Origin of the sequence: Kitasatospora sp. NPDC059722, from assembly GCF_042733235.1 — a bacterium.
In the GTDB taxonomy this organism is placed as follows: Bacteria; Actinomycetota; Actinomycetes; order Streptomycetales; family Streptomycetaceae; genus Kitasatospora.
Window position 1 is genome coordinate 67,518 of record NZ_JBHWGD010000029.1, and the last position, 13,382, is coordinate 80,899.

At 72.2% G+C, this 13,382-nt stretch carries 14 protein-coding genes; 4 read left to right on the plus strand and 10 right to left on the minus strand.

Annotation, left to right across the window (positions count from 1 at the left end; genetic code table 11):
• Positions 1–4 precede the first annotated feature (4 nt).
• Positions 5–2,938 carry a BTAD domain-containing putative transcriptional regulator gene (locus ACFV4F_RS20095; RefSeq protein WP_380435640.1) on the minus strand — a complete coding sequence of 978 codons (2,934 nt, stop codon included), beginning with the start codon at positions 2,936–2,938 and terminating at the stop codon, positions 5–7.
• 386 nt (positions 2,939–3,324) lie between these two features.
• On the opposite strand from ACFV4F_RS20095, the gene ACFV4F_RS20100 reads away from it, so the two are divergent.
• From ACFV4F_RS20100 to ACFV4F_RS20110, 3 genes are all read left to right on the plus strand, one after another.
• Positions 3,325–3,513, plus strand: a complete 189-nt coding sequence (locus ACFV4F_RS20100) for a hypothetical protein (RefSeq protein WP_380504131.1) — start codon at positions 3,325–3,327, stop codon at positions 3,511–3,513.
• 394 nt (positions 3,514–3,907) lie between these two features.
• Positions 3,908–4,105, plus strand: coding sequence for a hypothetical protein (locus ACFV4F_RS20105; RefSeq protein ID WP_380504134.1), 198 nt, complete (start codon positions 3,908–3,910; stop codon positions 4,103–4,105).
• Between the two features lie 36 nt (positions 4,106–4,141).
• Positions 4,142–4,414: a hypothetical protein gene (locus tag ACFV4F_RS20110; RefSeq protein ID WP_380504137.1), complete on the plus strand. Its 273-nt coding sequence runs from the start codon at positions 4,142–4,144 to the stop codon at positions 4,412–4,414.
• Between the two features lie 239 nt (positions 4,415–4,653).
• On the opposite strand, the gene ACFV4F_RS20115 is transcribed toward ACFV4F_RS20110, so the two are convergent.
• The 9 genes from ACFV4F_RS20115 to ACFV4F_RS20155 form a co-directional block, all read right to left on the minus strand.
• Positions 4,654–5,322 carry a response regulator gene (locus ACFV4F_RS20115; protein ID WP_380435648.1) on the minus strand — a complete coding sequence of 223 codons (669 nt, stop codon included), beginning with the start codon at positions 5,320–5,322 and terminating at the stop codon, positions 4,654–4,656.
• The gene (locus ACFV4F_RS20120; protein WP_380504140.1) at positions 5,274–6,563 is read right to left on the minus strand and encodes a histidine kinase; all 1,290 of its coding nucleotides are present in this window, start codon (positions 6,561–6,563) and stop codon (positions 5,274–5,276) included. Before ACFV4F_RS20120 ends, ACFV4F_RS20115 begins: the two co-directional genes overlap by 49 nt.
• 58 nt (positions 6,564–6,621) lie before the next feature.
• A complete protein-coding gene (locus ACFV4F_RS20125; RefSeq protein WP_380504143.1) occupies positions 6,622–7,449 on the minus strand; it encodes a CPBP family intramembrane glutamic endopeptidase in 828 nt (275 codons plus the stop codon).
• A 165-nt stretch (positions 7,450–7,614) separates the two neighbouring features.
• Positions 7,615–8,178: a hypothetical protein gene (locus ACFV4F_RS20130; protein ID WP_380504146.1), complete on the minus strand. Its 564-nt coding sequence runs from the start codon at positions 8,176–8,178 to the stop codon at positions 7,615–7,617.
• Positions 8,179–8,308: 130 nt separating this feature from the next.
• Positions 8,309–9,937, minus strand: a complete 1,629-nt coding sequence (locus ACFV4F_RS20135) for an ABC transporter permease (RefSeq protein ID WP_380504149.1) — start codon at positions 9,935–9,937, stop codon at positions 8,309–8,311.
• On the minus strand, positions 9,931–10,830 hold the full coding sequence (locus ACFV4F_RS20140; protein ID WP_380504152.1) for an ABC transporter ATP-binding protein: 900 nt from the start codon (positions 10,828–10,830) through the stop codon (positions 9,931–9,933). The genes ACFV4F_RS20135 and ACFV4F_RS20140 overlap by 7 nt, the downstream gene beginning before the upstream one ends.
• Positions 10,831–11,074: 244 nt before the next feature.
• Complete coding sequence (locus ACFV4F_RS20145) at positions 11,075–11,647, minus strand: TrmH family RNA methyltransferase (RefSeq protein WP_380504155.1); 573 nt, start codon at positions 11,645–11,647, stop codon at positions 11,075–11,077.
• Complete coding sequence (locus ACFV4F_RS20150; RefSeq protein WP_380435662.1) at positions 11,644–12,288, minus strand: class I SAM-dependent methyltransferase; 645 nt, start codon at positions 12,286–12,288, stop codon at positions 11,644–11,646. The genes ACFV4F_RS20145 and ACFV4F_RS20150 overlap by 4 nt, the downstream gene beginning before the upstream one ends.
• 187 nt (positions 12,289–12,475) lie before the next feature.
• On the minus strand, positions 12,476–12,943 hold the full coding sequence (locus tag ACFV4F_RS20155; RefSeq protein WP_380435664.1) for a carboxymuconolactone decarboxylase family protein: 468 nt from the start codon (positions 12,941–12,943) through the stop codon (positions 12,476–12,478).
• Between the two features lie 222 nt (positions 12,944–13,165).
• Between ACFV4F_RS20155 and ACFV4F_RS20160 the strand changes: the two genes are divergently transcribed.
• Positions 13,166–13,363, plus strand: coding sequence for a hypothetical protein (locus tag ACFV4F_RS20160; RefSeq protein WP_363650026.1), 198 nt, complete (start codon positions 13,166–13,168; stop codon positions 13,361–13,363).
• Positions 13,364–13,382: the final 19 nt, after the last annotated feature.

Below are 13,382 nucleotides of genomic sequence, written 5' to 3' on the forward strand. Positions count from 1 at the left end.
TTCCTCAATGACTGCGGCCGGCCTCCGGAATCTCCATGAGGTCGAACAACTCGGCTGCTGCCAGATGGTTCTTCCCAGCCGTCGCGCCGTCGCCAAGTCCCGCGGCCGCTTGGGCCAGACCCAGGTACGCGGATGCCTGCTCAGAGCGGAATTGGATGGCCGAGGCGACCTCAAGCGCGTGGGCGTGCAGCGCCGTCGCCGATGTGTACCGCCCTTGTGCGGTATGCAGCCGACCGAGGATGTTCTCGGCCTTCGCCTGGCGGACCGGCGTACCACCGGACCGTGCGAGGATCTGGGCACGTTCCGCGAGCTCGGACACCGCGTCACTGTCGCCGAGACGGTGCGCTACCTCGGCGGACAGAGCCAGCACCAGGGCGACATCGCCCTGGGGCGCGCTCTCGTCGCACAACTCGCGGGCCCGTCGCAGACTCGCCTCGGCATCCACGTACTGACCCATGCCCAGCTGGGCGAAAGCCAGATCGGCCAGAGCCATGGTCTCGTTGACCGGGTTCGCGGTGTCCCGCTCCAGCTCAAGGGCCCGGAGGGCGGACGCCGCAGCCTCCGGATAGCGGCCCCATCGTGCGTACAGCGAGCTGAGATTCGTCTGAGTCTCCGCTTCAGCGCGGGCGGTGCCAAGTTCCCTGGCCAGTTCGACCGCGTGCTCCAACAGGGGAAGGGCCTTGTTGTACCGCCCCAGCATCGACATGAGCAGCCCGAGAGTGGACTCACTGTTCGCCTCGGCGTCACGGTCGCCGAGGCGTACCGCGATCTCGCGTCCCTCGCGGGCGACGTTGATGCCCTCCTCGAAGTAGCCGAGCTTCCAGCAAGCGGCGCCAAGACTGGACAGGCTGATACTCAACAGGACCGGATCGTCGAGCCGGCGCGCGGCTTGGACCGCGAGGCGGCCGAGTGCTCGGAACTCTTCGAAATGACCACCCGCGTTCAGATGGAAGACCAGGTCGCGGACCAGCCAGCCGGTGTGCCGGTCGTAGCCGAGCCGATCGGCCAGGTCCACGACCGCCAGCAGCCGCTGATGTTCGCGACGGAACCAGAGGCTGACGATCTTCTCTTCCGTCAGTTCCGGGAGCTCTCCCTGATACGGAGGGATCCCGGTTGAGCGGGCGGTACGGCCTGGGAACAGTACGTCGCAGGCCACGTTGGTGGCTGTCAGGTAGTAGCTGAGCAACCGCTGGACGGCGTCCGCGTCGGTCTGTTCCGTCATCGGTCCGTGCTGGCCCTGGGCGAAGCTGCGGACGAGGTCGTGGAAGGTGTACTCGCCCAATCCGGGCTGTTGGAGCAGATGTACGTCGAGCAGAAGCTCCAGAATGTCCTCGGCGTCCCGGACATCGGTGTCGAGCAGCGCGGCCGCCGAGTGTGCGTCGATGCCATCACCGGGGTGCAACCCGAGGACGCGGAACGCGGCGCGGTGCCTGTTGTCCATGGCCAGATATGACAACTGAAGCGTCACTGCGACGCTGCGTTCGCCCGAGCTCAGCTCGTCCATCCGGCGGCTCTCGTCCTGCAGTCGCTCGACGAGATGCCGCACGGTCCACCGGGGCCGGTTGCGCAGCCGTGCGGTGGCGATACGCAGCGCCAGGGGGAGATGGCCGCACAGCTCGGCGAGCTCGGCGGCCGCCTCCGGTTCGGCTTGCACACGGGCCGGGCCCAGCGTCCGTGCCACCAGCGTGGCACTGTCCTCGGGGGGCATCAGCCCCAGGGAGATCCACTCGATGCCGTCGAGGTCGAGCAACCGCACCCGGCTGGTGATGAGCACAAGGCAGCCGGGGGGAGCCGCCAACAGCGGCTGGATTTGAGCGGCGTCGGAGGCGTTGTCGAGGAGTAGTAGCATCCGGCGCCCCGCCAGTGCGGACCCCCATGTGGCGGTGCGGCCAGGCAGGTCCTCGGGTATCTGCTCGCTCGGCGTACCGATCGCGCGCAGCAGGATGTCCAGTGCTGTCGATGCCGGTATGGGGAGCTGCTCACCAGGGGTGAACCCGCGCAGGTCCACATAGAGTTGCCCGTCGGGGAACTCCTCGGTCAGCTGGTGAGCGGCGCGTACGGCCAATGAGGTCTTGCCCGCGCCGCCCATCCCGTCGATGGCTACGACCCGGGCGCCGTGCTCATCCGGCAATCTCTCGGCCCGGACCCGGCTGAGCAGGATTGCCAGCTCCTTGGCCCGGCCCGTGAAATCCGGCAGCGCATACGGCAGTGTGGAGACCGGACCGCGTTGCTCGGCCGGCATTCCGGAGGCGGCGGCGGGCGGCCCACCCTGCGGGGCTGTCAGCTCCGGACCCTCCCGCAGGATCCCCTCGTGCAGCTTGACCAGTCGAGACCCCGGATCGATGCCGAGCTCGTCGGCGAGCAACTCGCGTACCTTCCCGTACTCCTCCAGGGCGTCCGCCTGTCGTCCCGAGCGGTACAGGGCGAGCATGAGTTGGCCGCGCAGCGTCTCACGCAAGGGGTGTGCATCGACGAGTGCCCGCAGACTCGCGACAAGCTCGCTGCTTGCGCCGAGCTCGAGGCGCAGTTCGTGGAGCTGTTCGGCTGCGGTGAGACGGCGCTCCTCCAGCGCAGTTGCCGCGCGGCAGATCACCGGGCCGCCCTCACCCGCGAGGACGGGTCCCCGCCACAGATCGAGAGCACCCTGCAGCTCTGCGCAGGCATCGGTCAGCCTCCCGACGCCCATGGCTTGTGCCGCTGTCTGGATCCGTGCGTTGAAGTCGAGAAGATCGAGTTGGCTGACCGACGTGATCACCCGGTAGCCCGGGCCGTCCGTGCTGATCATCTCTCGACCGGACGGCAGGCGTCGGCGGAGATCGGCGACGGCCTTGCGCACCTGGTGCGACGCAGTCGCAGGAGGGTCCTCCGCCCAGACGGCCTCGACCAGTCTGGCAATCGGTACTACCCGCCCGGGTTCGAGGAGCAGGGTGGCCAGCACTCGCTCTTGGATGGTTCCGCCGAGACGCACTCGTATGCCGCCGGCCCATACCTCAAGCGAGCCGAGTACATGGAACCGGAGTTCCTGTACGGACGGAAACCCATCCTTTCCCGAGTCTGCGACTGTCATCGATCCTCTATCGCCCATCAGAATACCCAAGGTCAAAGGCTTGGTTTGGGGATCATAAGCCATCTGCCGCGCTGGTCAACAGCACCTTAGGCCCAGGTGAGAGCGTCCGCCTTGGGACGGACAACGGCGGGCAGGAGGGTGGCAGAGGTGCTCACGGTTGGACGGATCCCTTCGTTGAGCTGCGGTCTTCCCGACATGCGTACTTTGGCATGTGACATGCCGAAGTGCGTAGTCGATTTTCGGCAAGGACGTCTGCCGTGGGCGACATCGCGATGGTCGCCGACGGCCAGTGGGGAGTCGGCGCACAGCCCGACCAGTGGCCGGACGAGGAGACGGTGGAGCGCCGGGTGGCCGAGGGCCGGCGCGTGGAGCTGACGATGGAGGAGCCGGCCCGCGCGGTGGGCCCCCGCGCCGAAGAGGGCCACCGCGACGAGAATCAGAGCTGACCGCTCAACGTCGGGCCCCGTTGTGGGCGCCGAGGTCGAGGGTGTGCAGCGGCCATCAGCCCGAAAGCTGACCGGAGCCGAGCCCGCTGCATTCCTTGAGCTACGTGATCTTGTCACGGAAGCGCCGAGTGAGGACCTGAGTGAGGGTGGTTGGCGTCGCGTCTGGCCGGCCTGTCTCGCCAGGGCCGCGGGTCTCCGAGGTACTACGCCTGAAACGGCCGAACCGGAACTCACTGGCCTCGCACGGAGCCGGCGGGCGATTTTTGTCATCGATGGCCTTGAGGACCCGTTTCAACAGTTCAGTAACGATGCTGTTCAGCAGCGTGCTCTGAGGGCGCTCTTGACCGGTTGCCCCGAATGGCTTCGCTCGATTCGAGGGCGCCCGCTGGGCCTGGTGGCGTTCATCCAGCGCGACCTTCTGCTCAACTCCGTTCAGCAGAACGCCCAGCAGTTCCTGGAACGTCATCGCGCGTACGAGCTGCAGATTCAGGCTCGCGGCATCGTCGTCTTCCCAGGTGAGGCGGCCGAGGACTCTGTGGGCGACCCGAAGCGCTGGTCGGATCGACTGCTGACGCCGCCGGCGATGCGCTGAGCCCTTCCGACCTGCAGCGCGCACAAGATCGCCGCCATGGAGCTGGAGAACGCTCCGGTCGGCAAGCTGTTCCGCGATCGGCGAGACCTGCCGGATGAAGTTCGCAAAGTCCCCTTCGCGCTGGAGTCCGTTCAGCTGGAGCCGGCGGATACTCGACTGCTCGAAGCCAGTGGCGCGCTCTTCCGCGAGAACGATCGGTATTGGATTCCCGAGATCTATTGCCACGGGCTCAAATTCGGGGTCAGCGGTGGGGGCCGGCCAAGAGTGGTGCCGATTACCAAGCTTATTCGCGATCGCGATGGCGCCTGAACGCTTCTGGGCTGTAAGAGAGAGGGCACCCGGCGTTTCGTGGGGCCCTCTCTCGGGTGGCCTTTCCGGCGGTTGGCTTCCATCGGCCGATTGGCGCATTGTGGGAATCGGACAAGACGTTCCGCCAATCGGGGCCCCTTTCGGTTGGTTGAGTGATCGTGAGGGCTTCGGGGTGAAAGCGGGGAGGGGAGGCCCCGGCGCCGGTTGGTGGCTGGGGCGGCTTCCGCGCGGTCGGACGGTCAGGACGGTTGGGTGATCCGCTCGGCGTTCTTCAGGTAGGCGAGGACCGCGAGGACGCGGCGGTTGTCGTCGGCGGAGGCCTCGATGCCGAGCTTGGCGAAGATGTTGGCCGTGTGCTTGGCCACCGCGCTCTCGCTGATGTGCAGGGTGTGCATGATGGCGGCGTTGGAGCGGCCCTCGGCCATGAGTTCGAGGACGTCGTGTTCGCGCGGGGTGAGGGCGGCGGTGGTGCCGCGGGCGTCGCTGCGGGCGAGGAGCTTGGCGATGACCTGGGGGTCCATGACGGTGCCGCCGGCGGCGACCGTGCGGACGGCGGCGACGAACTGGGCGGTGTGGGTGACGCGGTCCTTGAGGAGGTAGCCGATGGCGCCCCGGCCGCCGGCGAGCAGCTCGTGGGCGTAGAGCTGGTCGACGTACTGGGACAGGATCAGCACCGGCAGGCCGGGGCGGGCGCGGCGGGCTTCGAGGGTGGCCTTGAGGCCCTCGTCGGTGAACGTCGGGGGCAGGCGGATGTCGACGACCGCGACGTCGGGTTCGTGTTCGCGGAGGGCGCGCAGGAGTTCGGGGCTGTTGTCGACGGCGGCGACGACCTCGAACCCGTGGTCCTGGAGGGTCCGGATCAGGCCGTCCCGGAGGAGGAAGAGGTCTTCGGCGATGACGACGCGCACGGTATCTCCAGGGTGGCGGTGGTCGGCCCGCCGGGCGGGCTCTGCAGGGCGAGGGTTCCGTCGAAGCTGCCGATCCTGCGCCGGATGCCGTGCAGGCCGCCGCCGCGGGCAGGGTCGGCGCCGCCGTGGCCGTCGTCGGTGACGGTGACGCGTAGGACGCCGTCGGTGTGGACGAGGCGGATGCGGACCTCGTGGGCGTCCGCGTGTTTGCCGGCGTTGGCGAGCAGTTCGGCGACGGCGAAGTAGGCGGCGGACTCGACGGGGGTCGGGAGGCGGCCGGGCAGGCCGTTCTCGACGAGGACGTCGAGGTGGCTGTCGAGGGCGAGGGAGCGGACGGCGTCGCCGAGGCCCCGGTCGGTGAGGATCGGCGGGTGGATGCCGTGGACGAGGTCGCGGAGGTCCTGCAGGGCGCGGGCGGAGGCGGCCCGGACGTCGAGGAGGAGCTCGCGGCCGGCCCGCGGGTCGGTGTCGAGGAGGCGGGTGGCCCGGTCGAGGGTGAGGCCGAGGGCGACCAGCCGGGCCTGGGCGCCGTCGTGCAGGTCCCGCTCGATGCGCTGGAGTTCGGCGGCCTGGGCGTCGAGGGCGTCGGCCCGGGTACCGGTGAGGTGTTCGATGCGGCGGACGAGTTCTGCGGTGCGCGGTGCGGAGAGCATGCGCCGGCTCCAGGTGGCGTGGAGGTCGAGGGTGGCGGGGGCGAGGAGGAGTCCGGCCGCGATCGACCCGAGGCCGAGGCCGGCGGCGGCCAGCATCGTGGCGGTGGACTCGACGGGGACGAAGGCGTACCAGTTGTCGGGGCCGAGGCGGCGCCAGACGAACGGCTGGACGAGTACGCCGAACAGCCCGAAGTCGACGAGCGCGAGCGGGCCGGCCACGAGCAGCCCGCCGACCAGCGGCTCCAGCCAGGCCCACCGGAGGTCGTGCCAGAAGCCGTCGTCGCCGAGGACACGGGCCGCCCCGGTCCGGCGGCCGGTGCCGTGGCCGCCGAGCGGTCCGGGCGGGCTGATGGGTGTGCCGCTCCACCGGGTGGTCCAGGACCGGTACCGGTCGGAGAGCGTGCGCAGGGCCGCCGCGGCGCGCGGCAGCAGCGGGAGGCCCGCGCCGACGGGGAGCAGCAGGAGCGCGCCCACGACGAGCGAGCCGGTCGCGGAGACGAGGAGGCCGTTCAGCGAGAGCAGTTGGCAGCGGCCGAGGGCGGTCGCGCGGTCGACGAGCGGGCGCACCGCCCCCCGAGCCGTCAGCACGTGCTCTCCCCCGGATCGTCGGTCGGCGCCGATGTCGGACCGCATGTCGGCGCGCATGTCAGCGGGCCCCGTCCGCGATCGGCAGGATATCGGCCGTCAGTTCACGGATGACCCACGGGACGGCCGTGACCAGGGCGGCCAGGCCGAACAGCACCATGGACAGGTCGGCGTCGGCGGCCGGAGCGCTGCCGGAGCCGTCGTCCATGAACAGCAGCATGCCCAGGTTGACCAGGGTGTGGAAGCCGCCCGCGAGCAGGAGGCGGTTGGCTCCGGCGCGCTCCAGGCCGAGCCCGAGGACGACCGACATCGCCACGGTGGCCAGCAGGAACCCGGCCGCGTAGGCCGGGTCCTGGCCGAAGACCTGCACGTGCCACGCGCCCCAGAGCAGCCCGACCGCGACCGAGGACGTGAACGGGCCGAACCTCGTCCGCAGGAGCGGCTGGAGCAGGCAGCGCCACCCGATCTCCTCCCCGCACGCGCCGACCAGCTGCGCCGCCACGATGAGTGCGAACGGGCTGCCCAGCGTGCCCGGATCGGTGACCCGGAGGACGCCCTCCACCCACGCGTACGCGCCGGCGCCCAGCGCGATGATCGGCACGGCGCTGAGCAGCAGCCCGGCGCCGCGGGCGTGGCGCCGGGCCGTCGACCCCGCCGGGTCGACGGCCCGGCGGGCGGGCAGGGCACCGGAGAGCCGACGCCGGATCCGGGACGGCCACAGCAGGGCCACCGCCGCCACCCCGAGGGCTGGGCCGAACTGCGTCAGCTGGATGACCACCGTCGGTATGCCGGTGGCGGGTTGGGCCGCACCGAGGGCCCCCGCCGCGAGGAACGCGACGGCGAGGAACACGCCCGCCTCCGCCTTCCACGCCACCTTGCCCGCTGTCACTGCCTTCTCCGTCCGCATGTCGTACGCCCCCTAGGTGATCGTCGTCCTGTGTGCCGTACGGGCCTCCGAGCGGCCCGTACCTCTCGGAGACGACGATGCCGGTGCGTGGACCGGAGGCCATTGCGTGCAGCTGTCCGGCCGGGGTGCAGCCAGCTGCACCCCCGCTCAGCCGCGGAGGGTGTAGCCGCCCCGGAACACCCACGAGTCGGGTGCGGTGGCCCGGCACTTGGCGCCCCGGGCCGGGGCGCTGTAGTCGAGCGCGTCGGCGCCCGCCCAGCCGACCCGCTGCTCCCCGCTCGCGTCGGCGGGGTAGAAGGTGAGGCCGGTCTCGGGGTGCCAGGTGCTCGGGGCGGGCTTCGGCTCCTCCTGGCCCGCGGGGACGGTGAAGTGGAGCGACTCGATCGGGCCGGTCACGGTGACGGCGCCGTCGGCGCCGGTGACGAGGCAGTCGACGGCGATCTCGGCCCGTACGGCCGCTTTGTCGGGGAAGACGTGCTGGACGGTGGCGTGGCCGCGCGCGTCGTGGCCGGTGGTGGTGCGGGCGTCGACCTGTGCGGTGAACCGTTCGTTCGGGAGGGGCCCGGGGCCGCGGTAGTTGAGGAGCGTCCAGGCGTGCAGGTGCTGGTGGCGCGGGTGGGCGGCCTCGGCGGCCTGGGCCGGGGCGGTGGTCACCGCGGCGACGGCGGCCGCGGCGGTGGTGAGCGCGAGGCCGGTGATGAGCTTGCGCATGGTCGTTCCTCCGGATCGGTGAGGGGAACGGGACTCGCTCCCCTCGGCACGTCAAAGATCCCTGGAAGGACTGGACTTGGGCCTCCACCCCGAGGACGGACCGCCTCCCCCTCGCGGGGGAACCGCCCGCTCACCGGGTGGACTCCCGTATCGCCTCCAGGGCGAGCGCGCCCAGGGCGAGGGCGGCCGCCGTGGCGGCGACGGCGGCCGGGGCGGGGCCGCGATCGGGGTCGACGCCGAGGAAGTCGAGCCCGGCGAGGTGGTTGACCATGCCGTACCAGAGCATCGGGTAGAGCGATTGGAACAGCCGCGGGCCGCGGGTGACGGTGCCGCAGAGCAGCGCCAGGGCGGGCACCAGCAGCACCCCGGCGAGCGCGGCCGCGACGGCCCGGAGCTGCCCGGCGGCGAGCAGCCGGGCGATCGGGACGGCGGCGACGGCGAGCGCCAGGACGACCCCGGCGAGCAGGCCGGCCAGCAGCCGACGGGCGGGGGCCGGGCAGGCGGCGAGCAGCTCGCCGACGCTGCCGCCGTCCGTCCGGTGGCCCATCCGGGACCAGAGCAGCACCGGCCAGAGCATCGCGAACGGCAGCACCGCGTGGGTCGGGCCGTCGGGCCGGGTGACGGCTGCGAGCAGGGCGAGTCCGAGCGTGCCGGCCCACCACAGGCGCCGGCCCTGGACGAGCACGCGCAACTCGCCGGCGGTGGCGGCGAGCAGGGTGCCGCCGGCCCGGGAGGGCGCCGTTTCCGCCGGGGTCATCCGGGCCGGGTCGAGGTCGAACGCGGCCGGTCCGGAGGCAGTAGGACCGGACGCGGGCGCGCCGGGGGAGGCAGGGGAGCCGGGTGAGGCGGGGCAGCCCGGGGACCCGGCCTGCCGGGCGGGCCGCCGGACGGGCGACGCGGCCCGGTCGAAGCGGTGGAACCAGGCCGCCCCGGTCAGCGCGAGCGCCACCGCGACGGCCGCCGTCAGCCCGGCGTGGCCGAGCAGCCCGCCCGCCTCGCCCGGACCGAGTCCGGGCCAGTCGAAGCTGCCGCGCACCCGGTTGTCCGCCGTGAGCCCGACCCCGAACTCGACCGTCTCCGCGGGGTAGCCGCTCGCCGCGATGACGCTGCGGATCGAGGCCGTGATCAGGCGCATGCCCAGCAGGTCGTACCCGCGGCTCGCCTGCGCGCCGAGGACGCTGGTCAGCCAGAGCACGGACCAGAGGAGCATGCCGGGGCCGTCGCGCAGCCCCGGCACGGTGTCGAAGAGCACCGCGCACCCGGCGACCGCCGCCAGCAGCGGCAGGGTGATCAGCACGTACGGCAGCAGCAGCCGCACGACGTCCACGTCGTCGGAGTCGCCCTTGAGCAGCTGCACGGCGAGCGCCGTCCCGGCGAGGGCGAGCAGCATCGAGCCGAGGACCAGCAGGTTGCTGAGGAACTTGCCCGCCAGGTAGGCGAGTCGGCTGAGCGGGGTGGCGGCGAGGACCTGGCCGACGCCGGTGCGCTCGTCCCGCGCGACCGTGCCGCGGGTGATGCCGAAGCCCGCCAGCGAGAGCCAGACGGCCCCGCCGAGCGCCGTCACGGTGCCGACGTAGCCGCTGGTGTAGCGGCCGAGGTGATCGCTGACCTGGAAGACCTGCCAGCGGGAGTCGCCGACCGGCGCGGCGAGCAGCCCGAGGCCGAGCGTGCCGAGCAGGACGGCCAGGTAGCCCGGCCGGCGCCGCCGTTCGCGGAAGTCGGCGAGCGCGAGGGCGCGGACGGCGCCGGCCGTCACCATGCCGCCACCCCCTCGGCCACCGGCGTGGCGGGGCCGGCGGCGAGCAGCAGGTACGCGTCGTCGAGCCGGGGCTCGGCGGGCTCGGCCTGCGGGGCCGGCCGCTCGGGGGCGAGGACCCTGACCCGGACGCCCTGCGGGGTGCGTGTGGTGCCGCCGAGGAGGAACCGCGAGCGCAGCAGCGGGAGTCGGGCCGGATCGACGGTCAGCTCCCAGACCCGGCCCGCGGCCGTCCGGAGCAGCCCCTCCGGGGTGTCGTGGTGCAGCAGCCGGCCGCCGCCCATGACGGCGATCCGGTCGGCGGTGGCGGCCACGTCGGAGACGATGTGGGTGGACAGGACGACGATCCGCTCGGCGCCGAGCCCGGTGAGCAGGCCGCCGAAGCGCAGCCGCTCCTCCGGGTCGAGGCCGACGGTGGGCTCGTCGACGATCAGCAGCTTCGGGTCGTTGAGCAGCGCCTGGGCGATGCCGACCCGCTGGCGCATCCCGCCGGACATCGCGCCGAGCCGCTGCCCGGCGGCGCCGGACAGGTTGACCAGGGCGAGCAGTTCGTCGATCCGGGCCCGGGCCGAGCGCCGCCGCAGGCCCTTGGCGGCGGCCAGGTAGCCGAGGAACTCCCGGGCCGTCAGCTGCGGGTAGACGCCGAAGTCCTGCGGCAGGTAGCCGACCGTGCGGCGCAGCGGGCCGGGCCGCCGGGCGATGTCGGTGCCCTCCCAGAGCACCTGCCCGGAGGTGGGCCGGGTGACGGTGGCGAGGATCCGCATCAGGCTGGACTTCCCGGCGCCGTTGGCCCCCAGCAGGCCGAGGACGCCGGGCCGCAAGGTCAGCGAGAAGGAGTCGACGGCGCGCCTGCCGCCGCCGTAGTCCTTGGTCAGGTCGTGGATCCTGAGCTCCAACGCTCGGCCCCCCGGTGCGTGCGGCCGGGCGTCGCACGCTTGGTCGTTGCACGCCGGCCCGGCAGTCGGCGTCTTCCTGACCGCCATGCTTCCGCCGCGCCGCGCACCCGCACATCTGCCGTTCGGGAGATATCGGCGGGCTTTCGTGCGCCGCAACCCCCCGAAAACGCCTGGTGGGTGTGCCGATCGGCACACCCACCAGGCGTTCGAGCGGAACCCCGAGTGGAGCGCGGGGTCCGCGGAGCTACTCGTCGTCGAGCCCGCCGACGTCCTCGCTGCCGTCCGGGGTGCCGCTGATCGCGTACCCCTGCCGGCGCGCCTCGTAGCAGGCGACCGTCGCGGCGGCCGAGACGTTCAGCGAGCCGACCCGGCCCAGCTGCGGCACGAACACGACCTGGTCGCAGATCGCCAGCGCCTCCGGCGTGATCCCGCGGTCCTCGTGGCCGAGGACGAAGGCCACCGCCGGCGTCAGCTCGGCCGCGAACATCGGCACCGCGTCGTCCGCCAGCTCCAGGCCGACCACCTTGAAGCCGTCCGCCTTCGCCGCCGCCACCGCCTCGGCGACGGTCGGGAAGTGCTCGACCTTCAGGTACTTGTCGGTCCCCATCGCGGCCTTCTGCGCGCCGGACGAGCGCACCGACGGGGTGTCCCCGGTCAGGTACAGCTTCTCGGCGCCCATCGCCGCGCCGGTCCGCACGACCGAGCCGACGTTGAACGGGGACTGCAGGTTCTCCAGGATCAGCGCGAGCCGGAACTCGTTGCTGCGCCGCCACGAGCGGTGCAGGCGCTTCAGTTCGGTCCCGCGGAACTGCTTCACGACGTCGTACCTCGTCCACTCTCGGAGCCCTCGCCCGTCTCCGGGCGGGGCCGCGCTTCCAGAATCCGGAACCCGTTGACCGACGCGATCCGGGAGGTCGGGTAACCCTGCTCGGTCAGCCACTTCTGCAGCGAGTCCGAGCCCAGGTGCTTCTGCACGACCAGGAACGCGGAACCGTCGGGGGTCAGCCGGCCGAGCCAGTGCGTCAGCAGCCGGCGCAGCGCGGCCTTGCCGATCCGGATCGGCGGGTTCGAGTAGATGGTGGCGAACCGGAGGTCCTCCGGGACGTCGTCCGGCAGCGCGGCCTGGACGTTGCCCAGCCCCAGCGCCCCGGCGTTCAGCCGGACCAGCTCCAGCGCGCGCTCGTTGACGTCCACCGCCCAGACCGGGAGGCGCTTGCGCCGGGTCGCCCAGGTGAGCGCGATCGGGCCGTAGCCGCAGCCGACGTCCAGGATCGGGCCGCGCACGCGCGGCTGCGGGGCGTGCTCCAGCAGGATCCGGGTGCCGGGGTCGAGCCGGCCGCGCGAGAACACCCCGGCGTCGGTGGTCAGTTCGAGGGTGAGGTCCGGCAGGGAGACCGTGATCGGCCGGCGCTCGCTGGCGACCTCGGGCGCACCCGTGAAGTAGTGCGAGCCGGACATGTGCTTCCCCGTCGTTCGTGTGGGCCTCGGGGCCACCGGGTGGGTGCGGGTAAGCCCTGGTACGGCACCGATCGTACCCCCGGCGGCCCCGGCCGCGTTCTGTCCGGCCGGGGCGCGGGCCGGGGCGCAGGCGCAGGCGCGGGCCGGGGCGCGGGCGCGGGCGCGGGCCGGGGCCGGTGCCGTGGCCCTAGAGGGTGCCGGGGGTCTTGCGGGTGGTCACGTTGATCCGGTTCCAGGTGTTGATCGTGAAGCAGACCGACATCAGGTGGGCCAGCTCCTCCTCCTCGAAGAGCGCGGCGGCCCGCGCGTACACGGCGTCCGAGACGCCGCCGCCGATCGCGGTGACCTCCTCGGCCAGCGCGAGGGCGGCGCGCTCGCGCTCGGTGTAGACGCCGGCCGGGGCGTCGTGCCACACCGGGAGGAGGTAGATCCGCTCGTCGGTCTCGCCGGCCTTGCGGGCGTCCTTGACGTGCATGTCCAGGCAGTAGGCGCAGCCGTTCAGCTGCGAGGTGCGCAGCTGCACCAGCTCGACCAGGGTCGGGTCCAGGCCCTCGCGGGCGGCGGCGTCCAGGGCGATCATCGCGCGGAACACCTTGGGGACGGTGCGGGCGTAGTCGAGGCGGGCCGGGGCTGCGGTGATCTCGTTCGTCGTCATGACTACGACTCTAGGGATGGAATGCACCACGGGAATGGGTCATTCGATCACTGGATTCGTGGGTCAATCGCGGGTTGCGGGCCGGTCCGGGCAACACGCCGGAACCGGGCCGGCACTTCGCGTCCGGGGGCCCGGCGGCGGATACTGCCAGTACTGCCCAGCACCGCCCGCGCACCGCCACCCGGCGCTCGTGGGAGCCTCCGAACAGCGAGGACGGACGCCATGCCGCAGAACCACGAGGACTACCTCATCGACGAGGCCGTCGAGACCGTCGAACCCGACGACGAGGCGCCCGAGGGCGACGAGTACGACGAGGTCGCCGAACGCCGGGCCCTCGGCGCCGACCCCGCCACCGACCTCGCGGACGCCGCCGAGCAGAGCCGAGTGGTCCAGCTCGACGAGGACGAGTACCGGGAGTAGCGGCCGTGGCACGCCGGCC